General features: G+C 63.4%; 30 protein-coding genes and 1 riboswitch. Of the genes, 9 read left to right on the top strand and 21 right to left on the bottom strand.

Annotated features, from left to right (window positions below; translation table 11 throughout):
* Positions 1–108 precede the first annotated feature (108 nt).
* Positions 109–1,125, top strand: a complete 1,017-nt coding sequence (locus tag ACZ1JY_RS04080; protein WP_465130444.1) for an NAD-dependent epimerase/dehydratase family protein — start codon at positions 109–111, stop codon at positions 1,123–1,125.
* On the opposite strand, the gene ACZ1JY_RS04075 is transcribed toward ACZ1JY_RS04080, so the two are convergent.
* The 6 genes from ACZ1JY_RS04075 to crtY form a co-directional block, all read right to left on the bottom strand.
* Positions 1,122–1,871 carry a molybdopterin-binding protein gene (locus ACZ1JY_RS04075; protein ID WP_465130443.1) on the bottom strand — a complete coding sequence of 250 codons (750 nt, stop codon included), beginning with the start codon at positions 1,869–1,871 and terminating at the stop codon, positions 1,122–1,124. The genes ACZ1JY_RS04080 and ACZ1JY_RS04075 overlap by 4 nt on opposite strands.
* Positions 1,868–2,716: a cytochrome b/b6 domain-containing protein gene (locus tag ACZ1JY_RS04070; RefSeq protein ID WP_465130442.1), complete on the bottom strand. Its 849-nt coding sequence runs from the start codon at positions 2,714–2,716 to the stop codon at positions 1,868–1,870. Before ACZ1JY_RS04070 ends, ACZ1JY_RS04075 begins: the two co-directional genes overlap by 4 nt.
* Before the next feature lie 90 nt (positions 2,717–2,806).
* Positions 2,807–3,772 (bottom strand): phytoene/squalene synthase family protein, encoded by a 966-nt coding sequence (locus tag ACZ1JY_RS04065; RefSeq protein WP_465130441.1) that lies wholly within the window; start codon positions 3,770–3,772, stop codon positions 2,807–2,809.
* A gap of 3 nt (positions 3,773–3,775) precedes the next feature.
* Entirely contained in the window at positions 3,776–4,357 is a 582-nt protein-coding gene (locus tag ACZ1JY_RS04060; protein ID WP_465130866.1) for an LOG family protein, read from the bottom strand.
* 14 nt (positions 4,358–4,371) lie between these two features.
* The gene (locus ACZ1JY_RS04055) at positions 4,372–5,850 is read right to left on the bottom strand and encodes a phytoene desaturase (RefSeq protein WP_168904508.1); all 1,479 of its coding nucleotides are present in this window, start codon (positions 5,848–5,850) and stop codon (positions 4,372–4,374) included.
* Positions 5,847–7,043 (bottom strand): lycopene beta-cyclase CrtY, encoded by a 1,197-nt coding sequence (gene crtY / locus ACZ1JY_RS04050; RefSeq protein WP_465130440.1) that lies wholly within the window; start codon positions 7,041–7,043, stop codon positions 5,847–5,849. The genes ACZ1JY_RS04055 and crtY overlap by 4 nt, the downstream gene beginning before the upstream one ends.
* A gap of 104 nt (positions 7,044–7,147) precedes the next feature.
* Between crtY and ACZ1JY_RS04045 the strand changes: the two genes are divergently transcribed.
* Together ACZ1JY_RS04045 and ACZ1JY_RS04040 are read left to right on the top strand one after the other, a co-directional pair.
* The gene (locus ACZ1JY_RS04045; RefSeq protein WP_465130439.1) at positions 7,148–7,741 is read left to right on the top strand and encodes a DUF2585 domain-containing protein; all 594 of its coding nucleotides are present in this window, start codon (positions 7,148–7,150) and stop codon (positions 7,739–7,741) included.
* A 140-nt stretch (positions 7,742–7,881) separates the two neighbouring features.
* The gene (locus ACZ1JY_RS04040; protein ID WP_465130438.1) at positions 7,882–9,399 is read left to right on the top strand and encodes a flavin-containing monooxygenase; all 1,518 of its coding nucleotides are present in this window, start codon (positions 7,882–7,884) and stop codon (positions 9,397–9,399) included.
* A gap of 36 nt (positions 9,400–9,435) precedes the next feature.
* Here the strand turns inward: ACZ1JY_RS04040 and ACZ1JY_RS04035 are convergent, their stop codons facing one another.
* The 3 genes from ACZ1JY_RS04035 to ACZ1JY_RS04025 all read right to left on the bottom strand — a co-directional run bounded on the left by ACZ1JY_RS04035 (position 9,436) and on the right by ACZ1JY_RS04025 (position 14,334).
* Positions 9,436–10,875 (bottom strand): flavin-containing monooxygenase, encoded by a 1,440-nt coding sequence (locus ACZ1JY_RS04035; protein WP_465130437.1) that lies wholly within the window; start codon positions 10,873–10,875, stop codon positions 9,436–9,438.
* Positions 10,876–10,960: 85 nt separating this feature from the next.
* Entirely contained in the window at positions 10,961–12,244 is a 1,284-nt protein-coding gene (locus tag ACZ1JY_RS04030) for a PepSY-associated TM helix domain-containing protein (protein ID WP_465130436.1), read from the bottom strand.
* Positions 12,244–14,334: a TonB-dependent siderophore receptor gene (locus ACZ1JY_RS04025; protein WP_465130435.1), complete on the bottom strand. Its 2,091-nt coding sequence runs from the start codon at positions 14,332–14,334 to the stop codon at positions 12,244–12,246. Before ACZ1JY_RS04025 ends, ACZ1JY_RS04030 begins: the two co-directional genes overlap by 1 nt.
* Positions 14,335–14,476: 142 nt before the next feature.
* Positions 14,477–14,584: riboswitch (TPP riboswitch) on the top strand.
* A 47-nt stretch (positions 14,585–14,631) separates the two neighbouring features.
* Here ACZ1JY_RS04025 and thiC point away from each other — a divergent pair.
* A complete protein-coding gene (gene thiC, locus ACZ1JY_RS04020) occupies positions 14,632–16,515 on the top strand; it encodes a phosphomethylpyrimidine synthase ThiC (RefSeq protein WP_118073694.1) in 1,884 nt (627 codons plus the stop codon).
* 75 nt (positions 16,516–16,590) lie between these two features.
* Here the strand turns inward: thiC and ACZ1JY_RS04015 are convergent, their stop codons facing one another.
* Positions 16,591–17,313, bottom strand: a complete 723-nt coding sequence (locus tag ACZ1JY_RS04015; RefSeq protein ID WP_465130434.1) for a DUF2726 domain-containing protein — start codon at positions 17,311–17,313, stop codon at positions 16,591–16,593.
* A gap of 45 nt (positions 17,314–17,358) precedes the next feature.
* Here ACZ1JY_RS04015 and ACZ1JY_RS04010 point away from each other — a divergent pair, with 45 nt between their 5' ends.
* A complete protein-coding gene (locus tag ACZ1JY_RS04010; RefSeq protein ID WP_168904500.1) occupies positions 17,359–17,823 on the top strand; it encodes a glycine zipper 2TM domain-containing protein in 465 nt (154 codons plus the stop codon).
* 51 nt (positions 17,824–17,874) lie between these two features.
* Here ACZ1JY_RS04010 and ACZ1JY_RS04005 read toward each other — a convergent pair whose 3' ends face one another.
* Complete coding sequence (locus tag ACZ1JY_RS04005; RefSeq protein ID WP_465130433.1) at positions 17,875–18,342, bottom strand: YaiI/YqxD family protein; 468 nt, start codon at positions 18,340–18,342, stop codon at positions 17,875–17,877.
* Positions 18,343–18,751: 409 nt separating this feature from the next.
* On the opposite strand from ACZ1JY_RS04005, the gene ACZ1JY_RS04000 reads away from it, so the two are divergent.
* From ACZ1JY_RS04000 to ACZ1JY_RS03990, 3 genes are all read left to right on the top strand, one after another.
* A complete protein-coding gene (locus tag ACZ1JY_RS04000; RefSeq protein ID WP_118073696.1) occupies positions 18,752–18,958 on the top strand; it encodes a cold-shock protein in 207 nt (68 codons plus the stop codon).
* A 70-nt stretch (positions 18,959–19,028) separates the two neighbouring features.
* Complete coding sequence (locus ACZ1JY_RS03995) at positions 19,029–19,424, top strand: YybH family protein (protein ID WP_465130432.1); 396 nt, start codon at positions 19,029–19,031, stop codon at positions 19,422–19,424.
* A 288-nt stretch (positions 19,425–19,712) separates the two neighbouring features.
* The gene (locus tag ACZ1JY_RS03990) at positions 19,713–19,877 is read left to right on the top strand and encodes a hypothetical protein (RefSeq protein WP_162896017.1); all 165 of its coding nucleotides are present in this window, start codon (positions 19,713–19,715) and stop codon (positions 19,875–19,877) included.
* Here the strand turns inward: ACZ1JY_RS03990 and ACZ1JY_RS03985 are convergent.
* The 4 genes from ACZ1JY_RS03985 to ACZ1JY_RS03970 all read right to left on the bottom strand — a co-directional run bounded on the left by ACZ1JY_RS03985 (position 19,855) and on the right by ACZ1JY_RS03970 (position 21,736).
* The gene (locus ACZ1JY_RS03985) at positions 19,855–20,250 is read right to left on the bottom strand and encodes a hypothetical protein (protein WP_118073698.1); all 396 of its coding nucleotides are present in this window, start codon (positions 20,248–20,250) and stop codon (positions 19,855–19,857) included. The two genes, ACZ1JY_RS03990 and ACZ1JY_RS03985, sit on opposite strands and share 23 nt — an antisense overlap.
* Positions 20,251–20,331: 81 nt before the next feature.
* Positions 20,332–20,646, bottom strand: coding sequence for a hypothetical protein (locus ACZ1JY_RS03980; protein WP_118073699.1), 315 nt, complete (start codon positions 20,644–20,646; stop codon positions 20,332–20,334).
* 208 nt (positions 20,647–20,854) lie between these two features.
* On the bottom strand, positions 20,855–21,145 hold the full coding sequence (locus ACZ1JY_RS03975; RefSeq protein WP_039332377.1) for a hypothetical protein: 291 nt from the start codon (positions 21,143–21,145) through the stop codon (positions 20,855–20,857).
* Positions 21,146–21,430: 285 nt separating this feature from the next.
* Positions 21,431–21,736, bottom strand: coding sequence for an alkylphosphonate utilization protein (locus ACZ1JY_RS03970; RefSeq protein ID WP_118074748.1), 306 nt, complete (start codon positions 21,734–21,736; stop codon positions 21,431–21,433).
* A gap of 79 nt (positions 21,737–21,815) precedes the next feature.
* On the opposite strand from ACZ1JY_RS03970, the gene ACZ1JY_RS03965 reads away from it, so the two are divergent.
* Positions 21,816–22,418 (top strand): GNAT family N-acetyltransferase, encoded by a 603-nt coding sequence (locus ACZ1JY_RS03965; RefSeq protein WP_162896019.1) that lies wholly within the window; start codon positions 21,816–21,818, stop codon positions 22,416–22,418.
* Here the strand turns inward: ACZ1JY_RS03965 and ACZ1JY_RS03960 are convergent.
* The 6 genes from ACZ1JY_RS03960 to dapD all read right to left on the bottom strand — a co-directional run bounded on the left by ACZ1JY_RS03960 (position 22,411) and on the right by dapD (position 25,558).
* Positions 22,411–23,163, bottom strand: coding sequence for a sulfite exporter TauE/SafE family protein (locus ACZ1JY_RS03960; RefSeq protein WP_465130431.1), 753 nt, complete (start codon positions 23,161–23,163; stop codon positions 22,411–22,413). The genes ACZ1JY_RS03965 and ACZ1JY_RS03960 overlap by 8 nt on opposite strands.
* Positions 23,164–23,167: 4 nt before the next feature.
* Positions 23,168–23,572 (bottom strand): DoxX family protein, encoded by a 405-nt coding sequence (locus ACZ1JY_RS03955; RefSeq protein WP_465130430.1) that lies wholly within the window; start codon positions 23,570–23,572, stop codon positions 23,168–23,170.
* Positions 23,569–24,003: a cupin domain-containing protein gene (locus ACZ1JY_RS03950; RefSeq protein ID WP_465130865.1), complete on the bottom strand. Its 435-nt coding sequence runs from the start codon at positions 24,001–24,003 to the stop codon at positions 23,569–23,571. The genes ACZ1JY_RS03955 and ACZ1JY_RS03950 overlap by 4 nt, the downstream gene beginning before the upstream one ends.
* A gap of 62 nt (positions 24,004–24,065) precedes the next feature.
* Positions 24,066–24,419, bottom strand: a complete 354-nt coding sequence (locus tag ACZ1JY_RS03945; RefSeq protein ID WP_465130429.1) for a hypothetical protein — start codon at positions 24,417–24,419, stop codon at positions 24,066–24,068.
* Positions 24,420–24,437: 18 nt separating this feature from the next.
* The gene (locus tag ACZ1JY_RS03940; RefSeq protein WP_162896020.1) at positions 24,438–24,596 is read right to left on the bottom strand and encodes a hypothetical protein; all 159 of its coding nucleotides are present in this window, start codon (positions 24,594–24,596) and stop codon (positions 24,438–24,440) included.
* A gap of 110 nt (positions 24,597–24,706) precedes the next feature.
* Positions 24,707–25,558 carry a 2,3,4,5-tetrahydropyridine-2,6-dicarboxylate N-succinyltransferase gene (dapD, locus tag ACZ1JY_RS03935; protein WP_168904493.1) on the bottom strand — a complete coding sequence of 284 codons (852 nt, stop codon included), beginning with the start codon at positions 25,556–25,558 and terminating at the stop codon, positions 24,707–24,709.
* Between the last annotated feature and the right edge of the window lie 18 nt (positions 25,559–25,576).

The raw sequence follows: 25,576 nt of genomic DNA, 5'->3' as shown, positions 1-25,576 counted from the left end.
CTCTGCCGAACGCAGGGCGTGCTTCCGCAGGCTGAACGGTAGCGATTTGCAACCGGACATCTCCGCGCTAACCTCTCGCCAGATCGCCGGTTGGGGAGAGCGGAAAATATGGCGGGCACGATCCTCGTATCGGGTGGCAGCGGCTACATTGCCGGGTTCCTCATCCGCCGGCTTCTGGCCGAGGGGTGGACCGTTCACGCCACCGTCCGCCCGCTATCCCGCGAGGCGCAGTTGCGGCCCCTGCTTGGCGGGAGTGCCGAGACGCTGCGGTTCTTTGCCGCGGACCTGACCGCCGATGCCGGATGGGCGGAGGCGATGGCGGGGTGCAGCCATGTCGCCCATGTCGCCTCGCCATTCACCACGACTGCGCCGAAGCAGGAAGATGACCTGATCGTACCGGCGCGCGAGGGCGTGCTGCGGGCGTTACGTTACGCTCGCGATGCGGGGGTTACGCGCTTCGTGCAGACCTCGTCCGTCGCCGCGATTGCCTATGGCCATGGCAAGGGGGTGTTCGAGTTCACCGAGAAGGATTGGACCAATCTCGAGGGCGAGGATGTCTATGCCTATGTGAAGTCCAAGACCATTGCCGAGCGCGCGGCGCGGGACTGGGTGGCCGCCGCCGGCGGGGGGATGGAGTTCGTCTCGGTCAACCCGGCGGCCGTGCTGGGGCCGGTGTGGAGCAATGACTTTTCGCCATCGATCGAAGTGGTCAGGCAATTGCTTTCAGGCGCTTTGCCGGGCTGCCCGGACCTTGGGTTCGGGATCGTCGACGTGCGTGACGTTGCGGACCTGCACGTGAGGGCGCTGACCACGCCGGGCCTGGCGGGCGAACGGTTCATTGCGTCGGGACCGTTCCTCAAGATTGCCGACGTGGCAAATGTGTTGAAGGAACACCTCGGGCCACAGGCGCGCAAGGTGCCGACGCGCAGGCTGCCCGACTGGCTGGTGCGGACGGTGGCGTTGTTCAATCCGGTGATCCGTCAGGTAACGGGAGAACTCGGCAATGTGCGCGGTGCAAGTTCGGCCCATGCGCAGGAGCGGCTGGGTTGGACGATGCGGTCGGTGGAGGTCTCTATCCTCGACTGTGCGCGGAGCCTGATCGAGCGAGGCGTGGTGAAGGTCTAGATGCCAGCGAACCACTGGTAGCCGGAATGATCTTCCCAGTAGCCGCCTCCGCCGCCGTAGAGGCCGGCGAGGGTCTCGACCGCTTCGATCCTCATCACATACTTGGCCTGCTTGTAGCCAAGAGCGCGTTCGACGCGCAGACGGATCGGGGCGCCGTGGCCGACGGGCAGGGGCTGGCGGTTCATGGTGTGGGCGAGGATCGTCTGCGGGTGCAGGGCATCGATCATGTCGATGCTTTCGTAGTACGGCTTACCTGAGAAATCATCTGCACAATGAAAGACAATGTATTGAGCAGATGGAGAAACCTGCGCCTGATGCAGCAGCAGGGCAAGCGGAACACCGGTCCATTCCCCGATCGCGCTCCACCCCTCGACGCAGTCGTGGCGGGTGATCTGCGTGCGCTGCGGCGCGGCCTTGAGTTGGGCGAGGGTGAGGCTGAAGGGGCGGGCGACCTTGCCGCCGATCTCCAGCTTCCAGTCGGCGAAGTTGCTGGCCATGTGGGCCTGATACGCGGGCGAGGCGGGCAGGCGATTGCCGTTCATGCGGAATTTCGGTGATATGTCCGCCCGTGTGAACTCTGGCGCCAGCGCGTTGCGATCGGTGACCAGTCGCTGGCCGGATAGCGTCGCTTTTTCACCCAATGTCAGCACCTTGCGCACCGTTGGCGATGTGGTGATCTTGTCGCAACCGGTGAGCAGCAGGCTACCTGCGCCCACGAGCGCGGCTCGCCGCGTGATGATCGTCATGGCTTTGGCCTCCGCTCGGCGGGCAGTCGATACCAGCCAGTGATGATCGAGCGCAATTCGTTGAAGGGCCCTGCGAGCAGAACCATGAGAAGATGGATGAGGATAAAGGCCAAGAAGCCTGTTGCACAAAGGAAATGTATCGAACGGGCGGACTGACGCCCCCCGAAAATGTCGAGCAGCCAGGGGAAGGCGGCGTTGAGCGTTGGCGACATGGTCATGCCGGTCAGCACGACCAAGGGGATCAGCACGAAGATCACGCCGAGGTAGGCAAGCTTTTGCAGGGGATTATAGGCCTTGGCCGCTTCACCGGTAGGGAAGCGCAGACGGGCGTGTTCCTTGATTTCATGCCAGATATGCGAAAGCTTGCGCTCTTCACGCGTCAAAGCAAGATCGCGTGACAGGTGTCTGGAAAACAATGCATAAATCACGAACAGGGTAATCGACGCAACCAGCACCCACGCGAAGAAGAAATGCCATTGGCGCCCCTCGGCGAGGCTGTAGTAGTTGGGGATGGTGACCAGAGGCGGGAACGCCTTGGTCGAATGCTCGGTCCAACCCAGAAAGCCGGTCGTATCGATTTGCAGCGAGCCGAGGCGCAAGAAGCCCTGCTGGCCTTGCCGCCCGATCTCGAGCCACGGTGTTTCAAAGGTCGCGCCATACTTGCCCCAATAGAGCCGGGGGTGCGCGTTGAAGATCGTCGCGCCGCTCATCAGCATTACGAAGATCGTGATCGCGTTGGTCCAGTGCCAGATCCGGACCGGCAACCGCGTGCGGTAGACCAGGGGCCGCGCTTCAACCGTGGTAGCGGTTTCCTGTGACGTAACGATTGCTGGCGCGGCATCCACGGCGGGGTTCCTGCTGCTGTTCGGCCAGAGATTGACACATTCCCCGGCGGGGCAAAAGCCTTTGGAACGATGACGTTGAAAACGCAGCGTTTACGCAGGATTGCGGGCAGCCAGCGCTATCAGGTCTGCACGGCTGAAGCGGCGCTGGCTGGCGCGGGCGATGCAGGAACGCGGGACCGGGCGCAGCGCGGACCATGCCGCCTTGCCGATAAAGCCGAGCTTGCGGGCGTTAGTAACGACGGTGCGATGGTCCCAGGCATGATCGCCGCGCTTGGCGACCTCGCGCGCAATCTCGCCGTAGATGCCGGCTGCGGCGAGAATGGCCCAGCGTTGGCGGCCCTTGAGGCGGGCAGCGCCGATGCGGGCCGAGCATTCGTGGATTTCCGCCGTCTCGCACATTCGCGCGACCAGCCGGGTTAGCGCGGGCCGATAGTGCGGCTTCATCTGCTCGCCGGGTGGGATGTCGAGCTCGGACAGCCAGTCAAGCGGGATGTAGCAGCGGTCGGCCGCGTCATCTTCCTCGATATCGCGGGCGATGTTGGCGAGCTGAAAGGCAAGGCCAAGGTCGCAGGCGCGATCGAGCGTGTCCTCGTCATCTGGCGAAACGCCCATGACCACAGCCATCATTACGCCGACGGCGCCGGCGACATGCCAGCAATAGCGCATCAGGTCAGCCTCGCTGTGGGGCTGCCACTCGGCGGCATCGAGCGCAAAGCCGTCGATCACGGCGCGGGCCATCTCGATCGTCAGGCCGGTTTCGCGGGCGACAAGGCCGAGGGCGTCGAAAGCCGGATCGCCGCTTTCGCGCCCGGCAAAGGCAAGGGCGGTCTTTTCGCGAACGAGGGCAAGCCGCTCGGCGGCACCTTCCTGAATGCCAAGCGCGCCGCCATGGTCTTGCGCATCGACGATGTCGTCGCAGCGGCGACACCAGGCATAGAGCAGCCAGACCCGTTCGCGCGTTTCGCGGTCGAACAGGTGGCTGGCGGCGGCGAAGCTTTTCGAGCCCTTCAGGATTGACTTGCGGGCGTTACTAACGAGTGCGCTGCGATCCTGCATTGCTCAGAGATCTTCGGCCTTCATCGCGAAGATCGGCTTGTGCGGGACGTGTGCTTCCATGCGCGCCAGCAGGATATCGAGATCGGGTTCGGCGATGATGATTCCGGCATGGGCTTCGCGGATGAAGCCGACTTCGATCATGTGGCGGTTGAAGGCGAGCAGGTGGTCATAGAAGCCATAGGCGTTGAGCAGACCCACCGGCTTGGCGTGGTAGCCCAGTTGCGCCCAGCTGACCGCTTCCCACAGCTCGTCCATCGTGCCCACGCCCCCGGGGATGGTGAGGAAACCGTCCGACAGGTCGGTGAAAGCCTTCTTGCGCTCGTGCATGCCAGGGACGACGTGCAGTTCGGTACAGTCGTGGTTGGCAACCTCGCCGCCGACGAGGGCCTCGGGGATCACGCCGATCACCTCGCCGCCCGCATCGAGCGCGCCATAGGCGACTGCGCCCATGAGGCCGAGCTTGCCGCCGCCATAGACCACGCCGATGCCGCGCCGGGCCAGTTCGGCGCCGATCTGGCGGGCAAGGGTTACGTAACGGGTGTCGGCGGGTGAGGCAGAGCCGCAATAGACGGCGAGACGTCTGATCGAAGTACGGCCGGTCAAGCAAGATCCTCCAGCATCAGTTTGGCGGTGGCCTTGGCCGAACCGACTACTCCGGGAATCCCGGCGCCCGGATGGGTTCCCGCGCCGACCAGATACATGTTCGAAATGGCATCGTCACGGTTGTGCGCGCGGAACCAGGCGCTCTGCGTGAGCAGCGGTTCGAGGCTGAAGGCGCTGCCGAGGTGGGCGGACAGGTCAGTCTTGAAGTCCGACGGGGCATAGTGGAACTTCGTTACGATACGCGAATGGATGTCCGGGATGAGGCGGCGGCCAACTTCATCGAGGATGCGCTTTTCGAGGATCGGGCCGATCTCGTCCCAGTCGACCGGGAGCTTGCCCATGTTGGCCACCGGAACGAGCGCGTAAAAGGTGCTCATGCCTTCCGGCGCGACAGAGGGGTCGGTCACGGTCGGGTGGTGGAGATAGATCGAGAAGTCTTCGGGCAGGACGCCGTGCTTGTAGATATCGTCCAGCAGGCCTTTGTAGCGCGGGCCGAACAGAATCATGTGGTGCGGAATGCCCGGCCAGGTGCCTTCGACACCGAAGTGGACAACGAAGAGGCTGGGTGAGAATTTCTTTTTGGTCAAAGACTTTGCGCGACGTTGTGCATGTGGATTGTCAGGCATCAGGTCGCGGTAGGAATGGACGATGTCGCCGTTGGAGGCCACGGCATCGAACTTGGCCGACCAGCCGCTTTTCGTCGTGACGCCGGTGACGCGGGTGCCAAGCGTTTCGATATGGGTTACCGGATCGCCCATGCGCACTTCGCCGCCGAGGCGCTGGAAATGGGTGAGCATGCCCTGGATCAGCTTGTTGGTGCCGCCCTTGGCCCACCACACGCCGCCGTCCTTCTCGAGCTTGTGGATCAGGGCGTAGATCGAGCTGGTGTTCATCGGGTTGCCGCCGACGAGCAGGGTGTGGAAGCTGAAGGCTTCGCGCAGGCGTTCGTCCTTCACGTAGGACGAGACCATCGAATAGACGGAGCGCCAGGCCTGGTAGCGGGCAAGCGCCGGGGCGGCCTTGAGCATCGAGGCGAAATCGAGGAACGGGACCGAGCCGAGCTTGACGTAGCCTTCCTCGAAGACGCCTGCCGAGTATTGCAGGAACTCGTCGTAGCCCGCGACGTCAGCCGGATTTAGCTTGGCGATCTCGGCGCGGAGCTGGGTCTCGTCGTTCGAATAATCGAAGTTGGTGCCGTCGGGCCAGTTGAGGCGGTAGAAGGGCATGACCGGCATAAGCTCGACATCGTCGGACATGCGATGGCCCTTGAGGGCCCAGAGTTCCTGCAGGCAGGCGGGATCGGTGACGACGGTGGGGCCGGCGTCGAAGGTGAAGCCGTCCTTCTCCCAGTGGTAGGCGCGGCCGCCAGGCTTGTCGCGCGCTTCGATCACGGTCGTCTGGATGCCGCCGGACTGGAGGCGGATGGCGAGGGCCAGGCCGCCGAAGCCGGAGCCGATTACGCAAGCGCGCTTCATCGTGGGGTTCCTGCAAGGGTAAGAGGCTTGGGCCGCGCGCCGAGGCCGGTGAGCACCCCGATGGCGTTCAAGATCGGCAGCGGTGGCTTGCCCGCGAGGATGCGGGCCTTGTCGAACACGGTGGTCTTGCCCGCGTAGAACCGTTCGATCAATCCGTGGCGCAGGCTGTAGAAGCGTTCGAGAACGCGGTAGCGCTTGTCCGGCTCGGCGCCCGCAAAAAGCAGGGCCGAGAGCTGGCGCAGGTAGGCGGATTGCGCCCAGTGTTCGCGCGCCCAGTATTCGCTGAACTGGGCGAGAGCTTCGCCGGACAGGTCCTGCTGCCGGGCGAGGGCGAGGGCGTATTTCACCGCATCAGGCAGCGAGTAGCTGGTCACGGCCTGGAACAGCCCGGCGCGCACGCCGGCACGGGCGACGGGGCCGCCGCTTGCGCGCCAGAACGCATCGAAATTGCCGCCGGCGACGACGGGGAGAACGCCCTGTTCCTCTTCCAGCACTTCGGCGACATGCCAGCCTTTGGCGGCAACATAAGCGTCGATGCGGGCGCGGATGGCATCGGCATCGAGGGCGGGACCATCGGAATAGTAGGTGTCCTCGACGAAGATTTCGTCGGCGGCGAAGGGCAGCGAGTAGACAAAGCGGTAGCCGTCGATCTGTTCGACCGTGGCGTCCTTGACGATCGGGGCGTCGAGGCCGTGGGGAGCAGAAAGGCGGAAGCGGCGGCCGACGAACTTCTGCCAGCCGCCGGTGAGGTCCGTTACGTTACGCAGGCCGCGTGCGTCGATCACGCCTTTTGCCTCGAGCCGGGTGCCGTCGGACAGGGTGGCGTTGGTGGCGCTGCAGGCCAGAGCGCGGACCCCGGTCATGATCGATGCCTCGCCAAGGCGCTGGCGGACGACCTTGTCGAAGCGGTGGGAACTGATCGAGTAGTAGCTGGTCTTGAGGCGACGTTCGTAGCGCGGGAAGTGCACGGTGTATTCGGGCCAGGCGGCAACGACCATGCCGTCGAGCAGTTCGCGCCCGGCCTTGTTCACGTCGGTCCCGAAGAACGACCACACGTGGTTGCCACCGATCGTTTCGCCCTGTTCGACGAGGACGAGATCGAGTTCGGGGCGGGCCTGGCGCAGGGCCAGAGCGACGAGGCCGCCAGCCAGCCCTCCGCCGAGGATCGCGATGTCGCAGTGTCGCACGCTCATGACCATAGCGCTTAGGGGGATGCGGTTGCCGGTGCAACCATGGGCTTGTCGCTGTCAGCTTCACCCGTCAGAAAGGGCATGGATCGGGGGGGGAGTAGCGGCAAATGGCGAGGATGGTTTCATTGCGGCCCGGCAGGGCGGGGTGGATTGCGGCTGCAGGCGTCGCGCTTGGGATCGTCATCATCCTGCTTGGCATGGCGCGGCCGCCGATCTGCCCGTGCGGAACGATCCGACTGTGGCAGGGCGTGGTGGAATCGGCGGAGAACAGCCAGCAGATTTCGGACTGGTACAGTTTCAGCCACGTGATCCACGGCTTCCTGTTCTACGGCGGAGCGCACCTTCTATGGCGCAAGGCCGGGCTGACCGCGATTTCTCCGCACTGGGCGCTGGGCCTGGCGGTGCTGGTCGAGGGTTCGTGGGAGATCCTCGAGAATTCGCCGATCATCATCGACCGCTATCGTGCCGTGACGATCTCGTTCGGTTATTCGGGCGACAGCGTGCTCAATTCCTTCTGCGACATGGGCTTCATGGCACTGGGGTTCGTCTTTGCCAGCCGCATGCCGGCGTTGGTGACGGCGGCAGTGGCCGTGGCGTTCGAACTGTTCACGCTGGCGATGATCCGCGACAACCTGACGCTCAACGTGCTGATGCTGGCCTGGCCGGTAGAGGCGGTGAGGGAGTGGCAGGCGGCGGGCTGATCGGAACCCCGACTGCCTGATTTTCTTGACCGAATGCCTCATTCGCCGGGGCAGTCGGTTGCCAATTGATACGCATCAATGTCACTTTTCCAGACGAGCCGAGAACGGCCGCATATGGCGTCAGACCATGGAGAGGCATGATGAGCGAGCACGCAGCATCGGGCGGCGACTTCGACGTATTGATCGTGGGCGCAGGCATTTCCGGCATCGGTTCGGCCTGGCATCTGCAGGAGCAGTGCCCCGGCAAGACCTATGCGGTCATCGAGAGCAAGGACACTTTTGGCGGGACGTGGGAAACCCACAAGTACCCCGGCGTCCGTTCGGACTCTGACCTTTACACTTTCGGCTATCGCTTCAAGCCCTGGGTCGGCGCGCCGATTGCCAGCGCGCAGGCGATCCTCGACTACATGGGCGAGGTGATCGAGGAAGGCGGGATCGACCAGCACATCCGCTATGGCCACACGATCACCAGTGCCAAGTGGGACAGTGCGAGCAATCGCTGGACGCTGGAGGCTCGGACCAAGGGCGGGGACACGGCGATCTTCACCGCGAACTTCCTGTGGATGTGCCAAGGCTACTATGATCATCAGGTTCCCTACATTCCCAAGGAGTGGCAGGGCGTTTCGGACTTCAAGGGTCTGTTCGTCCACGCCCAGCTGTGGGACCCGGCGACCGACTGGGAAGGCAAGCGCGTCCTGGTGATCGGATCGGGCGCGACGGCGGCGACCGTAGTTCCGGCCTTTGCCGAAAAGGCGCAGGTGACGATGCTGCAGCGCTCGCCCACCTATTTCTATTGCCATCCGAACCAGAACGAATTGGCCGACCGCTTGCGCCAGATCGGCATCGACGAGCCGACAATCCACCGCGTGGTGCGTGCGCAGATCATGCATGACCAGGCGCTGATGGACAAACGCTGCGTCGAGGAACCCGACGTGGTGTTCGAGGAACTGAAGATGGCGGCGCGCGCCTATGCCGGCGAGGACTTTGCGTTCGAGCCGCACTTCACGCCGAGATACCGGCCGTGGCAGCAGCGGCTGGCGTTCTGCCCGGATGGCGACCTGTTCCGGGCGGCGTCGGAGGGCAAGGTCAAGGTCGTGACCGACACTATCGATCGATTTACCGAGACTGGCGTGCTGACAAAGGGTGGCGAGCTGCTGGAGGCAGACATCATCGTTGCCTGCACCGGATTCCACCTGAAGGTTCTGGGCGACATACCGTTCGAGGTGGATGGCAAGGCCGTGAACTGGGGCGATACCGTAACCTATCGCGGCATGATGTTCACAGGCGTGCCCAACATGGTCTGGGTCTTCGGCTATTTCCGCGCGAGCTGGACGCTGCGCGTGGACATGCTGGGCGATTTCGTTTGCCGCCTGATCAACCACATGGACGAAAAAGGCGTGCGCAAGGTGGAAGTTGCTTTCCGCGACGAGGATGCCGGCATGGACGTGCTGCCGTGGATCGAAGAGGACAACTTCAATCCCGGCTACCTGATGCGCGACATGGACAAGCTGCCGCGGCGCGGCGGTAATGAAGTATGGCGTCACAACCAGAGCTACTGGCTGGAGCGCGAGGCCATTCCAGCGATCGATCTGGACGGGCAGGAGTTCGTCTACGATGGGGTGCGGCGGGATGCGCCTTTGGCGGAAGCGGCGGAGTAGCTAAAGCAAGCGCGCTTCCCGCAGGGGCGGGAGAACTCAGTCCGGTTCTGCTTGTCGAGGCGGGACCGGCAAGGTGTTCCCCAACGCATTTGCGCGCTTCGCGCCAGCCTCGAGTTCCTTCTTGAGGGTGCGGACGTAGTGGTCGAAATCCAGCTGGATCGTATGCCGGCGCGACGCGTAATACTGGCCGGTGTGGTAGGCTTCGTCGCTGGCGATGATGCGGTGCATTTCGGCAGGCGTGGGCGGAGCATAGTCACCCGCAAGATAGGCTGCGACGAGCTTTGACTGCTGCTCGGCGAAATTGACCAGCGTCGGCAAGGGCTGGGCCAGGCCGACATAGAACAAGTCGGGCACTTCGGGCTTCATGATGCGCTTGAAAAGGGGGGGCGGGCGATTTTCGGCATCGGCGGTAAGTGCAGGATCGTCGAAAAAAGGGAAGCGGATGTCATAGCCGGTAGCCCAGACGATAACGTCAACCTGTTCGCGCGTTCCGTCGGTGAATATGACGCTGTCCCCGTCGAGCCTCTCGATGCCGGGCTTCATGGTCAGGTCGCCTGAGCCCGCACGGAGCAGGAACTCGCCGGAGACGGTCCCGTGGCTTTCGAAGGGGCCGATTTCGGGTTCTGGCAGGCCGTACTGGCTCATCCGGCCGACCAGCTTCTTGATCATGCGAGTGGCCAGCCAGTTGCGCAGCCGCTTGGGCATCCACGACGGTGCCGGGTTCTTGTCGAGCGGCTGGCCGCGGTAGTATTTCGGCAGGACCCAGACCCCGCGCCGGGTGGAGACGAACAGGCGCGAGGCGATCGGGCGCTGCGACAGTTCAGAAGCGATGTCCATCGCGCTGTTGCCCATTCCGACAACGAGCACGCGCTTGCCGACGCAGTCGACCGGATCGAAAGGACTGCGATAGCCGTGGCTGTGGATCTGGGGGCCGGAGAATTGGCCGGGATAATCGGGAATGCGCGCGGCCCAGTGATGGCCGTTGGCGACGACCAGAGCATCGAAGCGCTCGGTCTCGCCGGTGGACAGGCGGATCTCCCAACCGCCTCCGGAACGCCGTGTCGCCTTTTCCACGCGGGTCTTGAACCGGATGTGCGGGCGCAGACCGAAGTGACCGACATAGTCATGGAAATATTGGAGAAGCTGGGCGTGGTGGGGGTAGTCGGGCCATTCCGCCGGGACCGGGTAATCCTCGAACGCCAGCCGCCATTTCGACGTGTCGATGTGCAGGCTCTGGTAGCAGGCCGACATGCCGTTGGGATTGTTGAAGTACCAGTTTCCGCCGATGTCATCGGACGCTTCGTACACGACGAAGGGAATGCCATTATCCTGCAGGCGCTTGGCGGTGGTGAAACCGGAGCAGCCTGCGCCGATGATGCATACGCGCGGGAGCCGGCCCAGCCCATTGTTGGTGGCGACCTTGGGCCCTGCGACAGGCACGACATGCGGTGGTGCGACCGTTCCAGTCTGGGCCATGATCCTGCTCCATTGTCCGGCCTTGCGTGCCTGAAGCAGGGATATCCTTAATCGGGTGATTAAGTCCAGCCAGCCGGGTGATCGGTCAAGTATTCCGTTGGCGGATCGGACGGCCCGCGCGGGCGGAACGCTTCCTGAGCCAGATGACCACGCCGGTCACGGAAAGCATCGTTACCATCAGGCCGAGCAGGCTGACGAACACGCGGTAGGGCAGGCCGAAGACCTGGGCCATGTGCAGCGCCGTCAGCCAGTTGTTGAAGGTGTTGGTGCCGTTGACGCCGCTGGGCCAGTCGACCGCCTTGAGTTCGCCGGTATTGCTGTCGAACGCAACGCGGGTGCCGCCACCGTGGTGGCCGATGTCGGCCGCGGTGGTGAAGCCGTATACGTACATCCCGCTGGTGGGCACGTGCCAGATCCAGGTTTCGCCTTCCTGCAAAGGAACGAGGCCCTGCTTGTAGGCGACCTCTTCGGCGAGCGCCTTGCCGCGGGCGGTGGCGGCGCGGAAATCGAGGGCAGGGGCATTGCGCGGGGCGGGCAGGGTGTTTTCGAGCAGCACAAGCCGGGCGTCCTGCGCGCCCAGTGCCTGCATCACCGGCACATGGACCTGCGGCAGGTTGAACGACACGCTCGACCAGGCAAAGACCAGTAGAAGCGGCCAGAGCCAGAGGCCTCCGGCGCGGTGCAGATCGAAGTTGAGCTTGTAGGGCGTGGACTTCCAGCGGATGCGCCAGCTCGGGCGCCAGCGTTCGAGGAACGGCGTGCGGGCGGGCTTCGGCGCTTTGGGTGGGAGCGTGAGGTAGAAGCCGACGAAGCAATCCAGCGTCCAGATCAGCGCGGCGATCCCGAAAGCGAGCGTGCCGATGGTGCCGAGTGCGAGCGAATAGTGGAGGCGATAGAGGAAGGGCATCAGGTTTTTCTGCCCTTGTGCAATGTTGCCCCATTCGCGGCGGCCTTGCTCCTGCCCGGTCACGGGATTGAGAAACAGATCGTCCCATTCGGGCACGCCGGGGCCGTGTTCGCGCTCGAGCCCGGTCTTCGGATCGAGCCAGTGAAGGTGCAGGCGCAGGGCCTTGCCGGGTTCGACCGAGAGCGGCAGGAAATCGAGCGCGGCACCGGGGTAGCGGGCAAGCACGTCCTCGCGCACGCGCAGGGGGTCGGGCGTGCCGGTCCAGCCGGAGTTGTGCAGTTCCGGCGCGGTGGCGGCTTCCAGTTCCTCGATCCATGGCAGGAGCGAGCCTGTCAGGCCTGCGACCGCCAGAAAGAGTGCGAGGGTCAGGCCCGCCCAGCGGTGGACCACGACCCAGAATGCGCGCCCCGGCAGCGCGAGGCGCCGGGGCGAGGGAATGGCGTGCTGCGCGGTGGTGGCCATCAGAAGGTCATCCTGACCGAACCGGTGACGCTGCGCGGGGCTGCGTTGAACGACTGGTCCCAGTACAGGCTGGCAAGATGCTTGTGATTGGTCACATTGGCGACGTTGAGGTTGAAGCTGACATTGTCATTGAGCTTGTATCCTGCCTGCAGTTGCAGGGTGGCGTAGTCGTCCTGACGGATCGTGCCGAGGGCGTTGGTTGAATGGATCGCGTCCTGCCAGCGCATGGCCGCGCCAAGCTGGACCTTCTCGACCGGCTCCCAGCGGAGCAGCAGGTTGGCGGTGGTGCGCGGCACATAGGTGCGGACGGGATCGCCATTGCGCCCTTCGAGCGAGAGGTGGGTGACGCCGCCCTGCACGGTCAGGCCGGGGGCGATGCGGCCGCCCACTTCCGCCTCGACGCCCTGGCTGCGCACGAAGATGCCGGTGTAGAGGGTCTGGCCGAGATTGGCGTCGTAGCCGGAGGATTCGGCAAGGTTCGACTGTTCCGAGCGGAACAGCGAGAGCGAACCGAACAGTGCCTTGTTTGCGGTTTCCCCCTTCAGGCCGGCTTCCCAGCTCTTGCCTTTGGCCGAGCCGACCGGCTTGAGGTTTGTGCCGAGTTCCTTCTGCGGATTGAAGATGTCGGAATAGCTGGCGTAGAGGTTGACGCCGGGCAGCACCTTGAATGTTGCGCCGAGGAAGGGGCTGATTGCGCTCTCGCTGCGGGCGGCGCTGACGCCGAATGTGAAGCCGGTGGTTTTCACGTCGATGTAGTTGGCGCCGAGGATCAGGCTGAGGCGGTTGGTCAGTTCCAGATCGGTGGCGGCGCGGATGCGCCATTGCTTGTCCGAGATGCGGGCGCTTTCAACGGGGGCCCCGAAGGCGGGCAGCGGAACTTCGCTGCCGTCCCAGCCTGATTGCAGCGGTGGCAAGGCGCCCCAGGCCGGATCGGTGCCGGGGACGGGGTAGGTCAGGTAACCGAACTTCGCTGCGGTGCGCTGGATGCCCAGGGTCAGCTTGTGGTCGCGGCCGAAGAGCTTGAAGCTGCCATCGAGGCGATTGTCCCAGATCCAGCCGCGAGCGGTGGACAGGTAGCCGCCGGGATTGCCCATGAGGCCGAGGCCGGTTTGTGCATCGGGTGTGCCGTAGACGTAGAACAGGCGTGATGGTTCGTCATTGATGCGGCGGGTGAGGTGGGTCTTGACGCTCCAGCCGGGAGCGAAGGACCAAGTGGCCTCGGCGAATGCGGTCTGGTCCTTGCTCTTCCAGTAGGTCCAGTCCTGCGTGGTGGAGGTGGAGAAATCCCAGTCGAGCTGGTTACCTTCGCTGTCGAGCAGAGGAAGCGCGCCCCACAGCACCCCGCGCGAGGTGCCCTGCTGGCGGGCGTAGCCAAATGACAGTGCGAGATTTTCGGCAACGCGGCCATCGACCACCGCCTGCAGCGCGGTGCGGTTCGAGCGGTAGTCGCGCAGATAGGAATCCGCGTTCTGCGCCGCGCCGACAAGGCGGACGCCCCAGTTGCCGTCAGAGGTCAGCGGCATTTCGATGTCGACTTCGCCGCGGACCCGGTTCCACGAGGCGGCGGTCAATTCGCCGGTTACGCGGCGCTGCCCGGTGTAATGGCGGCGGCGGTAGTTGATCGTGCCGGAGGGATTGCCGACGCCCGAAAGAAGGGCGTTTGCGCCTCTCACGACCTCGATCGAATCCCACATCACGGTATCGAGCGAACCGATGGAAGGCCCCCAGATGTTGGGCAACTGGATACCGTCCACCATGGCTTCGGTGATGTCGAAGCCGCGGGCGTTGTAATAAGTGCGGTCCGTCTCGGCCTCGTCGACGTTTACGCCGGTGACATAGCGCAGGACATCGTTGACCTCATCAAAGGCGAAGTCATCGAGCAGGGTGCGGTCGATGACGGTCACCGATTGGGGCGTATCGATGATGGCGAGGGGGAGGCCGGTTGCGCCGCTTGCCACGCCTTCAGCCTTTTCACCGATCACGGTGATGCGATTCTGGTTGTCTTCGGCCTCATCGGCACAGGCCGGGTGCGCGCCTAGGACCAGCGCGGCAAGGGATGTGGCGGAAAGAAAATGCAAGCGATTCGACACGTTAGGCTCCCGTCTATGATGGGCGGGCCTTAGTGCGATTCATTCGCAAGAGTCAATGCAAGTAAGAATCATTCGCATTAAAGACGAATGAACCCTCTTGGATTGGCTGGTTGCCAGTGTCGCCAGACCGCATTAGAAGTGCCGCCATACCCCGGGGAGCCAGTGTGGCTGAGAGGGGCTGGTCACGCAGCCCGACCCGTCGAACCTGAACCCGTTAGCACGGGCGGAGGGAAGGGCAGTGCTGCTGGCAAAGCCATGGCACCCGCGCTCCCGATGCCTGACGAGAGGAGCGCTTGAATGGCCGACATCAACTCCAAGCTGGAAATCGGCGTCACCACCGGGCCGATCCGTGGCAGCCGCAAGATCCACGTGGAAAGCGCGCGCTTTCCCGGCCTGACCGTGGCGATGCGCGAGATTTCGCTGGAGCCTTCGAGCGGGGAGCCGCCGGTGCGCGTCTACGACACGTCCGGTCCTTATACTGACAGCAACGTCATGATCGATATTGCCGCCGGCCTGCCCAAGCTGCGCCACGACTGGATCGTCGGTCGCGGCGATGTCGAGGCCTATGAGGGCCGTGCGGTCAAGCCGGAGGACAACGGCCTGAAGGGACCGGACCGGTCGGCAGGTGTTCCGCCGTTCCCGAACGTGGTGAAGCGGCCGCTGCGGGCCAAGGCCGGGCAGAACGTCAGCCAGATGCACTATGCGCGGCAGGGCATCATCACGCCCGAGATGGAATATGTGGCGATCCGCGAGAACCTTGGCCGCAAGCAGGCCAAGGAAGCGCTGATCCGTGACGGGCAGGACTGGGGTGCCTCGATCCCGGATTACGTGACGCCGGAATTCGTGCGTGATGAAGTGGCGCGGGGGCGCGCGATCATTCCTTCGAACATCAACCACCCCGAAAGCGAGCCGATGGCGATCGGGCGCAACTTCCTCGTCAAGATCAACGCCAACATCGGCAATTCGGCAGTGGCATCGGACGTTGCCAGCGAAGTCGACAAGATGGTCTGGTCGATCCGCTGGGGGGCGGACACCGTGATGGACCTTTCGACCGGCCGCAATATCCATGACACGCGCGAGTGGATCCTGCGCAACTCGCCGGTTCCGATCGGCACGGTGCCGATCTATCAGGCGCTGGAAAAGGTTGGCGGCATTGCCGAGGACCTGACTTGGGAGATCTTCCGCGATACCCTGATCGAGCAGGCAGAACAGGGCGTGGACTACTTCACGATCCACGCCGGCGTGCGCCTGCCCTACATCCCCCTGGCGGCCAAGCGCATGACCGGCATCGTCAGCCGTGGTGGCTCGATCATGGCCAAGTGGTGCCTGGCGCATCACAAGGAATCGTTCCTCTACGAGAACTTCGACGAGATCACCGAGATCATGAAGGCCTATGACGTGGCCTATTCGCTCGGCGATGGCCTGCGTCCGGGTTCCATCTATGACGCCAATGATGAGGCGCAGTTTGCCGAGCTCTATACGCTGGGCGAGTTGACCAAGCGTGCCTGGGCGCAGGACGTGCAGGTGATGATCGAAGGCCCCGGCCACGTGCCGATGCACAAGATCAAGGAGAACATGACCAAGCAGCTCGAAGCATGCGGCGAAGCGCCGTTCTATACGCTCGGGCCGCTCGTCACCGACATCGCGCCGGGATACGACCATATCACCAGCGGCATCGGCGCGGCCCAGATCGGCTGGTACGGCACGGCGATGCTCTGCTACGTCACGCCCAAGGAACACCTTGGCCTGCCGGACCGCGACGACGTAAAGGTCGGCGTGGTGACTTACAAGCTGGCCGCCCACGCGGCGGACCTCGCCAAGGGCCACCCCGCGGCGCAGGTGCGTGACGATGCGCTGAGCAAGGCGCGCTTCGAGTTCCGTTGGCGCGACCAGTTCAACCTCTCGCTCGATCCCGATACCGCAGAGCAGTATCACGACCAGACGCTTCCGGCCGAAGGCGCGAAGTCTGCACACTTCTGCTCGATGTGCGGGCCGAAGTTCTGCTCGATGAAGATCAGCCAGGAAGTGCGCGAATTCGCCGCCAAGCAGAACCAGCCGATCGAAACTTTCGTCGCGGCTGACGAAGCCGAGGCGGAAGCCGGCATGAAGGCCATGAGCGCGAAGTACGACGAGATGGGCCGCGAGCTTTACATCGGCGCGGGTGGGCGCGAGCACGACTGAGGGTTGAAGACACTGATCCGGCTTGCTTCATCGCCGATGTGGCAAGCCGGATCTGATGTTTGATGCGAAAACCGCTCAGGTGGGCGGGCGCAACAGGCCTTGCAATAATAGCCTGACCTGTGCCGGCGTCTGGTTGCTCATCACCTCGAGATAGCCAATGCCTGCCCGCCGCAGGGCTTCCTTCTTCACGGCGTCTCGTGCTGCGGTTTCGGCACCGAGGTGATGACCGGTGCCTTGAAATTCCACGGCATGGACAGGGCGGCAGCTGTCGTCGACGATGAGCAGATCGACACGCTTGGAATTGATGGCCCAATAGGCATCCTTGTCATCGCTGATCAGGATCTCCCCGAGTGATACCTGGCCCATGGCGCGCCAGTTGGGCTTCTCTTCGCTCAAGGTCTTGTCCAGCACAGCCAGCAAGCGCCTTTCCGACTGGTTCAAGAGCGGCCTGCTCTTGAAATCGGCTTCCATGACACGGCGGAGCTGGTCTGCGGCAACTTCGGTCTGGGTTTTGTCCTTGAGAGCTGGCGCCTGATGCAGGCGCGTCTTCTGCCTGGCCCCCGCCGAATTCCGACCGCGCCAGAAGGCCCGACGTTCGGCGCGCTTGAGGCCCTCGGCAAAGCGCTCGACCGCGATGCCAATGGCGGCGCCAATTGCGAGGAGAAGGGCAAGAAGGTGCGGCTTGTCTATCAGACTGATGATTTCGGATGGCATGGCAAAGCGATAAGACAAAGACAGTAATCGGATTCTTAATGCAGGCAGGGGAACTGCAGTCTTCATAAACCATTGGCTAAGCAACTGGGCGCCAGTTCCGTGTGCCCTCGGGAAGCGATGGAGAAGGCCATGTTCAAGGCCCGCGTTATGCTCGCTGCGGTTGCTGCGACGACTTTGACCGCAGCATGCACCAGCAATGGATATTATGATCGTCCTGGCTATGCAGATGGCTATTACGACCAAGGCTATTACGAGCAGTATGGCCGATATGATTACAACAACCCCGATCCCCGCTATGGCGGCTACTACGCCGACCGCTATTACCGCGACAATGCGCGTTATCGCGAACGCCAGCTGTCCTACGATGACCGGGTCTATCGCGGGCGCGACGGGCGCTATTACTGCCGCAGGTCCGATGGTTCGACCGGCCTGATCGTCGGCGGCCTTGGTGGCGCAGCGGCAGGAGCGATCATCGCCGAGGGCGACAGCAAGCCGCTGGGCGCGATCATCGGCGCGATCGGTGGCGCGGCGATCGGTGCGGCTATCGACAGCCGCAACCGGAGCGACAACCGCAGCAACGTGCGCTGCAGGTAATTGATGGCGTAACCAGCTTGGCGCCGGGTCTTTCGCAGACCCGGCGTTTTGCTATCGCGACAATCTTGCCAACGCTTCGTCGAGAGCGGAGAGAAAGCGCGAGCGATCGGCTTTGGAGAAGGGGGCGGGGCCTCCGATCACGTCGCCACCGGCGCGCAGGTCAGCCATGATCGCACGGGTGGCGATCTGGCTGCCGATCGAACTGGTGGTGAAGGGTTTGCCCGCGGGAGAAAGCACTGTCCCGCCTGCCTTGAGGCACCGGTCGGCCAGGAGGATGTCGGCGGTGACCACCACGGATTTCGGTCCGGCTTCCTGCGCAATCCAGTCGTCTGCGGCATCGAAGCCATCGTTGACGACAACGCGGCGCACGAGCGGATGCGCGGGTATGCGGAAGGGGGAATTGCTGACCACGACGACGGCTACGCTGCGGCGAAAGGCGACCTTGTAGATCTCTTCCTTAACCGGACAGGCATCTCCATCGACCAGAATGCGCACGGTTTCGGAAGTGGTCTCAATCATTGGCGGGCTCTAGGCGGCGTGGACAAATTCCACAACGCCCTGCGGGGCTGGACCAAAAACCTCCATTTCAGCGTCGGCTCGTCGCACAATATTCCCGATATTGCGCTTCCTCGCCTCCTTGAACTGGCGGTTTTTGCCTCCAGCCGTGGCGCTGTGGAATTTGTCCACGCCGCCTAGCTGCTGGCAGGAATCTTGACCATCGTCCGATTACGTTCGCCAAACGATGGCAAGCCTGCTACTGCGCTTTTGCTGACGTCGAATTTTGCGACGGACTTCGGTATTGACTACCACGCTGGCGCTTCGGTTCTCGCGGGGCCTTCGACGACGATTTCCTTTCAATTGACGAACCACGCACGGCCCGGCGGCACTTCCGTTTCCGGGCAACCCTCGTTCTTGAAAGGAACATCCCATGCCAGTAGGCACCGTAAAATTCTTCAACACCGAAAAGGGCTACGGCTTCATTCAGCCTGACAACGGCGGCGCTGACAGCTTCGTGCACATCTCGGCCGTCCAGGCTGCCGGCATGGCGACGCTCGATAAGGACCAGCGCGTCAGCTACGAAGTCGAGACCGGCCGGAATGGCAAGGCATCGGCTGTGAACCTCGTTTCGGCCTGACCGAAACCAGCTTCGGCATCGACACGCACCGGGGCTTTGCAAATAGCGTGAGCCCTGCCATCGCAACGCGATGACCAACCCTGCCGATGCCGAACTGCAAGTCCGCCTCCGCCGCGCCGCGTTCAACCGCGCGCTGGCGGAGGGGGACCTTGCCGCGATCGCGCCAATCCTCTCGCCCGATGTGGTGCTGATCACCGGCAGCGACAGTGCAGTCATTTCCGGGCGAAAGGCGCAACTGGCAGCCTGGAAGCGCGAGTTCGCTCAAGCCCCCCGATCCGTCTACGTGCGCAACACCGAGAGCGTGATGTCGTCGGGAGTAGAGCCGATCGCCATGGAACATGGGCGCTGGAGCGGAACCGTTCGGGAATCCGGCGAAGTTATGGCTGCCGGGACTTTTGCCGCCAAGTGGCGGAAATCTGGCGAAGCCTGGGTGCTGATCGCCGAGATCTTCGTGACGCTCAGCTGATCCCCCGGTAGAGTCCTGATCTGGCGATTTGGCGGATGTTTACCAAGGTGACCTGAAATTCGGGCCATGCTGATCCGGCCCGCCACGTCTCAAACTCTCACCCAGTGCTGGTACACACGCCAGCATCAGCCCGCGGCTGGTCGCAGACGGGATGGCGAGGGCGCCTGGTCCGCACTGTGCCGCCATTGCGAAAGGCCAATTCGCTCCGTCGGTGGGAAATCGTGGACGCTGGCAGATGGCGTCGACCTGGATGCACTGGCAACACAATCCCCCATCCGCTTTGTGTGCGTGACGAGCGTTGACGACGGCATGGTCATTGCGCGTTACCCGCTCGATCGGGACGCGGACGATGCGGTGATTGCAACAAGGTTGGCCGAGATCGTTTCGCGCCATGGAGCGGCCGAGCCCGGATCGGGGCTGGACGTGCGGCTTATGGGTGGGATGCGAGCGTAAGCTCGATAGGTGAATCGCGCGTTTCCGCGTCGGCCTGAGTTGGTTGCTGTATGTCTTCGTCTTCAGCGATCTGAGGATCAGGCGCGTATTCATCCACCGGGTATTCTGCATCGGCGATGTCAGCCGGCACCTCGACTGGCTCCTCCCAAGGGCGTTCCCAATAGGCGACGCGCATGGGGCGATGGAAGATCGGGACCTGCGCGATCGGATAGCTCTCGTAGGTAACGGCTGTGATTTCAGGATAGGCATCCTGCCGCGCTGCGGGATATGACCGCTCTGGCTCCGGCAAGTGCGTCGGGATAGTGCTGGTGGCAGCGAGGCCCAGTCCGGCGCCAATGGCGATCATGACGGTGGCAAAACGATCGAACAACACGAACCCGGCTCCTGCATCCCTCCCTGTGGGAAGGAATGCCGGAGTGTGGCCGAGGTTCCGCCCTGACCTTGGTTCGGAGCGTCAGTTACCGGTCGCCTTGCCTACCTTATCGGCGGAGCCTTCCCAACTGCTTGCCGAAGTCTCGACCGTTCCACGCACCTTGGCGACCGTGCCGGTGCTGTCTGCCTGCTCGACATAATCGGCAGCGGAGCCGACGGCCTTGCCGATGAGCGAGCCTTCCGAACCCGCGTCGGCTTGTGCGGCGGTCGGCTTTGCATTCCACGGATCGGCGGGCTTTTGCTTTTCGGCTTGCCCCAATGCCAGGAAGCCAATGATACCGACCACGCAAATGGCGGGCAGCGGGCGGCGCACAATGGCGCGAGCAATGGCAAACATCTGTTCCTCCCCCTTCGGTCTACAGATGAAGCTACGCAGAAATACTTATCATCGGGTTATTTTCAGCAGAAAGGGCGCCTCCGGTAGGAAGCGCCCTTTGCTGGGATCAGCGGTGCAGCATGAAGCTGGCCTTGCTCACGGGTGAGGCGCTGCTTGCAAGCTGGCGACTTTGCGCCGAACTTCTGGGCAGTCCCGTGTTGCGGGGCAGTCAATCGTTGCTGGCAGCGGCCTTGCTCGAGATCTTCTTCACGTCCTTGACGTCGAAGGTGACCGGACGGCCGTTGAAGCGGCCGGTGACGGTGCGCTTCGTGACCTTCAGTTCGAACGGAACCTTGCCGGCATAGGCCGAGCCCTTGAGAACCTTGACGTCGCCCTGCTGTTCGGCGGTGTAATCGTACTTCACACCCTGATAGGTGAACGAGCCGGTTTCCGGTTCGGCAGCGAACACGGGGGTGGCGACGAGGACGGCAGCAGCGGCAGCGAGGATAGTCTTGATCATGGCAATATCTCCTGGAAGATAAGGAAAGATTGCCTTCAGCACCCTTATCTTGTTGCGGTGCAGCATACTAATCGTGTGCAGTGCGGCAATTGTATTTGCCGTCCGGTCAGTTGCAGGATTTGCAACTATTCAAAATTCTGTGATAAATCTGAATCTTACCCACGATGGCAGCGGACCAAGCTGCCCGTTCATACGTAAGCATGCATAACGATTCGTCGCGGGCGCTGCATCGACTCGATAGCGCCGCAGGCGGGGTCGCAACTTGCCGACCCGCGCCTTGGGCTGTCAGCGTTTGCGAACGAACTCGGCCCGGAGGACCAGTCCCTTGATGCCGGGGTACTTGCAATCGATCTCCTGCGGGTCGCCCGTCAGCCGGATCGACTTGATCAGCGTGCCTTGCTTCAAGGTTTGCCCGGCGCCCTTGACGTCGAGATCCTTGATCAGTGTAACCTGGTCTCCGTCAGCAAGGAGATTGCCGACAGCGTCGCGAACCTCGACAGTGCTGGCAGCTTCACGCTTTGCCGCGAGTTCAGACGCGGGCAACCATTCGCCGCTGTCCTCGTCGTAGACATAGTCTTCGTCTTCGCTCATCTTTCCCTCCATTCGCGCATCCCCGTGGCACGCGGGGGCGCTGCTTGCCAGCAAAAGCGGCATTCGAGGGAGGATATGCTTGGATCGGACAATCGTTCGCCTTGGACCTGACGATGCTGACGCAGCGACCGAGACATTGACTGCTGCGTTCCGTCAGGACCCGGCGATGAACTGGATGTTCGCTGACCATCAGGCCCGAGAGCGTCGGATGCCGCAGCTGATCCGGTGGATGTTCCACGATCACCTGCGGCACGGCATGGTGCTGGGAACGGCAGGATGTGAAGTCGTCACCCTGTGGCGGCCACCGGGGAGCGTTCATGAGCATGCACCGCTGACGCCGCCGGCGCTGGTGCGTTTTATCGCGATGCTCGGCACGGCTGTGCTGCGGGCAGAGCGTGCTGACCGGATGATCGGCAAGCACTTGCCGAAGGGGGAGCGCCAATTTTATCTGCGCATGGCCGGTGTCAGGCCCGACCGGCAGGGGCAGGGCCTTGGCGGCCTTGCCATCCGGGCTGGCCTTGCCGAAGCCGACGCTGCGGGACTACCGGCGGTTCTGGAAACAGCGACCGAGAGCAATGTCGGGCTTTATCGGTCCATGGGCTTCGAACTGATCGACACATGGCCCGTCGCCAGGAAGGGCCCGACGTTCTGGACCATGGCGAGGCCTGTGCCGTTCAGGTGAAGGCATCGACCATCAGCTTGCCGCCAAGCATGACCATGAGCAGGTAGATGATGGTGTAGAACCGATCAGGCTTGAGCGCGCGGACCACCCGGACAGAGATCAGCGTGGTGATAATTGCCAAGGGAACGAGCAGAGCGGCGGTCACTACCACTTCATGGGTGAAGGCCCCGAGCATGACATAGCTTGGCACCTTGAGCCAATTGATCGCGGCAAACAGGATTGCGTTGGTTCCCGCATAGGTCAGGTGCGGAAGCTTTCGCGGCGTGACCCACATCTGGAATGGCGGACCTCCCGCGTGGGCGACCTGGCTGGTGAAGCCGGTGGCCATGCCGAACAGCGCCCCGACCCAGCCCGGCGATGCAGACGCTGCGGCCACGCGGTTACCACGCTCGATCCACAAGCGGTAAAGGCCGAACATGAGCGTGATGCCGCCGAGCACGCCCATCAGCGCCTTCTCGTCGATGCTGGCCGCAAGGGCCCAGCCGATGGCAATGCCGACCATGGCTCCCGGCAGCATCCAGCCGACGATCCATTTGTCCCAGGCATGGCGGAAGGACCAGACGCTGACGACGTCCTGAACGATGAGAATGGGCAGGAGAATGGCGGCGGCGGTCGATGGCGGAAGAGCCAGGGCAGCGACGGGCGTGCCAAGGGCTCCAAGACCGGAAAACCCGCCCTTGGCCATGCCGACGAGAATGACAGCCAGCGCGCAGGCGGCGAGGGTTGCAGGATCGGAAAGGAGCATGTGTCTATCGGGTCCGTGGCTTCCATGGCCATTCGATGACGCCGCCGGTCCACAGCGCAAGCCAGACGAGCACCGGCTGCGCAAACATGCGTGGCACGTGGTAGCCAAGGCCCGCGCCGTGATCAGGCTTGGCCATGTCGAGCGCGAAATGGTTGATGTTGGCGGGGAAGACGCACACCGCATAGAGGGCGAGACCGATGGCCGCAGCCCGGCGGATCGGCAGGGACAGCCCTTGCGCCAGGCCGATGGCGCCGAGCAGTTCGGCAATGCCGGTCCACAGCACTACGGCTTCGGGGGCTGGGACCCATGCCGGCATGATGAGCAGAAACGGGCGAGGCGATACGATATGGATCACGCCCGCCGCAAAGTAGAACAGTGCCAGCGTCAGGCGAGCAGCAGTGCGGATCATGCGCCGGGTTCCCAGCCGGACGGGGCAAGGGTGAACCCTTTAAAATCAAATCCCGGCGCGACAATGCACGAGACAAGCACGTAGCCGTGATCGCCCGCGAGCGGTTCGGCAGCCTGCCACTGCCCGGCCGGCACGATCCCTTGCAGATATTGCGTGGCAAGATCCGGCCCGAGCACGCGCGTTATGGGAGTGCTTGCGTCGTGAGGTGCGAGATGGAGCGCCAGGGCATCGCCCGCTTGCCATAGCCAGATTTCGTCCGCGTCGACCTTGTGCCAGTGCGAGCGTTCGCCGGTGGGAAGCAGGAACAGGATAGCCGTGCTTGTCGCGCGCTGGCCCGGCGCGGCGGACGCGCGCCACGTTTCGCGAAACCAGCCGCCTTCGGGATGCGGCGCGAGATCGAGCGCGGCAATGATGGATTGCGCAGTGGGCATGGCGGAACGGTTGCCCGAGGCAAGGCTCGTGTCAATCATTGCGGTGCGATCGAGGGTCTTGCTCACCAGTGCGCAGGGGTGAGCAGCAAGGGGATGGGGGCGACGGTTGCCCAGCCATGCGCAGCAATCGCGCTATTGCTTTCCTTCGCTGCCCTATTTTCGCCGAGCGACCAGGTGATATGCCATGTGCCGCCATCGGGACGAATGGTCGACCCGTCGATTGCCACGACGTAGGCCTCGACGCCCGCGCCGTCGTCGATATGGCCAATGATTTCGGCGGTGGTTATGGCTTCAGGAAGGTCGGTGCCCGAGACCGACAGGGTGACGTGATCGGCCACAGTCCGCGCATAGCGCGGCGGAAGGGCGGCAAGCAGGGCTTCGCGCTGGCTTCTGTCCAGCTTCCAGCCCAAAGTCATGCCGCCCCCAGTTTGCTTTTATTGGGGCGTCGTAAGCGCCCCGGTAACCCAGATTACCGTCAATGCACCGATTGCAAGGACCAGGCTGATCAGCAGGACCCAGCGTACCACGTTGAGGCCTTCGCCGCCGCGAGCCTCGTCGGTGGTGATGTGCGTTTCTTCGCCGCGTCGTTCCATGGCGCTTCTCCTTCGGTAGAACCGTGCTTGGGGACTCTACGCGCAGGGAACCGCCCTGTTCCGGCAATGTCCGCATGGACATGACCGGAACGGACCTTGATCGAGGTGAATCAGTCGCGCAGGAGTTCGTTGATCCCGGTCTTGCTGCGAGTCTGCGCGTCGACCGTCTTGACGATGACGGCGCAGTAGAGCGACGGGCCGGGTGTTCCATCGGGCAGCGGCTTGCCGGGCATCGCGCCGGGCACGACGACGGCATAGGGCGGCACGCGGCCGATGTGGACTTCGCCCGTGGCGCGGTCGACAATCTTGGTGGAAGCGCCGAGGTAGACGCCCATCGAGAGCACGGCGCCTTCGCCGACGATCACGCCTTCGGCCACTTCCGAACGCGCGCCGATAAACGCGCCGTCCTCGATGATGACGGGACCTGCCTGCAGCGGTTCGAGCACGCCGCCGATGCCGGCGCCGCCCGAGATATGGACGTTCTTGCCGATCTGCGCGCAGGAGCCGACGGTGGCCCAGGTATCGACCATGGTGCCTTCATCGACGAAGGCGCCGATGTTGACGAAGCTTGGCATCAGCACCACGCCCTTGGCGATGTGTGCGCCCTTGCGCGCCACGGCACCGGGGACTACGCGGAAACCGGCGTCACGGAAGCGGTTCTCGCCCCAGCCGGCGAACTTCGAGGGCACCTTGTCGAACGCAGGGGCGCCGCCCGAGCCGGCTTCGATCACGGCATTGTCATTGAGGCGGAACGAGAGCAGCACGGCCTTCTTAAGCCACTGGTTGACCTGCCATTCGCCGTCAACCTTCTCGGCAGCGCGAGCCTTGCCGCTGTCGAGCAGTTCGAGCGCGGCCTCGACCACCTCGCGCACGGCATCGCTGGCGGGGGTGACATTGGCGCGGTCTTCCCAGGCGGCTTCGATGGCAGCTTGCAGTTGCCCGGTTTCGACTTGGGCGGTCATGGCGTTTCTCCGTGGCGG

The organism is Novosphingobium sp. BL-A-41-Hi4B-X5A, from assembly GCF_055521705.1.
The sequence above is the reverse complement of the archived record's forward strand: the minus strand, read 5'-3'. Positions and strand labels throughout refer to the sequence as shown.

Excerpts from the sequence above, each read along its gene's own strand:
- ACZ1JY_RS04080 (WP_465130444.1), top strand. The coding sequence starts at position 109 with ATGGCGGGCACGATCCTCGTATCGGGTGGCAGCGGCTACATTGCCGGG.
- ACZ1JY_RS04075 (WP_465130443.1), bottom strand. The coding sequence starts at position 1,871 with ATGACGATCATCACGCGGCGAGCCGCGCTCGTGGGCGCAGGTAGCCTG.
- ACZ1JY_RS04065 (WP_465130441.1), bottom strand. The coding sequence starts at position 3,772 with ATGCAGGATCGCAGCGCACTCGTTAGTAACGCCCGCAAGTCAATCCTG.
- ACZ1JY_RS04055 (WP_168904508.1), bottom strand. The coding sequence starts at position 5,850 with ATGAAGCGCGCTTGCGTAATCGGCTCCGGCTTCGGCGGCCTGGCCCTC.
- crtY (WP_465130440.1), bottom strand. The coding sequence starts at position 7,043 with ATGAGCGTGCGACACTGCGACATCGCGATCCTCGGCGGAGGGCTGGCT.
- ACZ1JY_RS04045 (WP_465130439.1), top strand. The coding sequence starts at position 7,148 with ATGGCGAGGATGGTTTCATTGCGGCCCGGCAGGGCGGGGTGGATTGCG.
- ACZ1JY_RS04040 (WP_465130438.1), top strand. The coding sequence starts at position 7,882 with ATGAGCGAGCACGCAGCATCGGGCGGCGACTTCGACGTATTGATCGTG.
- ACZ1JY_RS04035 (WP_465130437.1), bottom strand. The coding sequence starts at position 10,875 with ATGGCCCAGACTGGAACGGTCGCACCACCGCATGTCGTGCCTGTCGCA.
- ACZ1JY_RS04030 (WP_465130436.1), bottom strand. The coding sequence starts at position 12,244 with ATGGCCACCACCGCGCAGCACGCCATTCCCTCGCCCCGGCGCCTCGCG.
- thiC (WP_118073694.1), top strand. The coding sequence starts at position 14,632 with ATGGCCGACATCAACTCCAAGCTGGAAATCGGCGTCACCACCGGGCCG.
- ACZ1JY_RS04010 (WP_168904500.1), top strand. The coding sequence starts at position 17,359 with ATGTTCAAGGCCCGCGTTATGCTCGCTGCGGTTGCTGCGACGACTTTG.
- ACZ1JY_RS04005 (WP_465130433.1), bottom strand. The coding sequence starts at position 18,342 with ATGATTGAGACCACTTCCGAAACCGTGCGCATTCTGGTCGATGGAGAT.
- ACZ1JY_RS04000 (WP_118073696.1), top strand. The coding sequence starts at position 18,752 with ATGCCAGTAGGCACCGTAAAATTCTTCAACACCGAAAAGGGCTACGGC.
- ACZ1JY_RS03995 (WP_465130432.1), top strand. The coding sequence starts at position 19,029 with ATGACCAACCCTGCCGATGCCGAACTGCAAGTCCGCCTCCGCCGCGCC.
- ACZ1JY_RS03980 (WP_118073699.1), bottom strand. The coding sequence starts at position 20,646 with ATGTTTGCCATTGCTCGCGCCATTGTGCGCCGCCCGCTGCCCGCCATT.
- ACZ1JY_RS03975 (WP_039332377.1), bottom strand. The coding sequence starts at position 21,145 with ATGATCAAGACTATCCTCGCTGCCGCTGCTGCCGTCCTCGTCGCCACC.
- ACZ1JY_RS03970 (WP_118074748.1), bottom strand. The coding sequence starts at position 21,736 with ATGAGCGAAGACGAAGACTATGTCTACGACGAGGACAGCGGCGAATGG.
- ACZ1JY_RS03960 (WP_465130431.1), bottom strand. The coding sequence starts at position 23,163 with ATGCTCCTTTCCGATCCTGCAACCCTCGCCGCCTGCGCGCTGGCTGTC.
- ACZ1JY_RS03955 (WP_465130430.1), bottom strand. The coding sequence starts at position 23,572 with ATGATCCGCACTGCTGCTCGCCTGACGCTGGCACTGTTCTACTTTGCG.
- ACZ1JY_RS03950 (WP_465130865.1), bottom strand. The coding sequence starts at position 24,003 with ATGCCCACTGCGCAATCCATCATTGCCGCGCTCGATCTCGCGCCGCAT.
- ACZ1JY_RS03945 (WP_465130429.1), bottom strand. The coding sequence starts at position 24,419 with ATGACTTTGGGCTGGAAGCTGGACAGAAGCCAGCGCGAAGCCCTGCTT.
- ACZ1JY_RS03940 (WP_162896020.1), bottom strand. The coding sequence starts at position 24,596 with ATGGAACGACGCGGCGAAGAAACGCACATCACCACCGACGAGGCTCGC.
- dapD (WP_168904493.1), bottom strand. The coding sequence starts at position 25,558 with ATGACCGCCCAAGTCGAAACCGGGCAACTGCAAGCTGCCATCGAAGCC.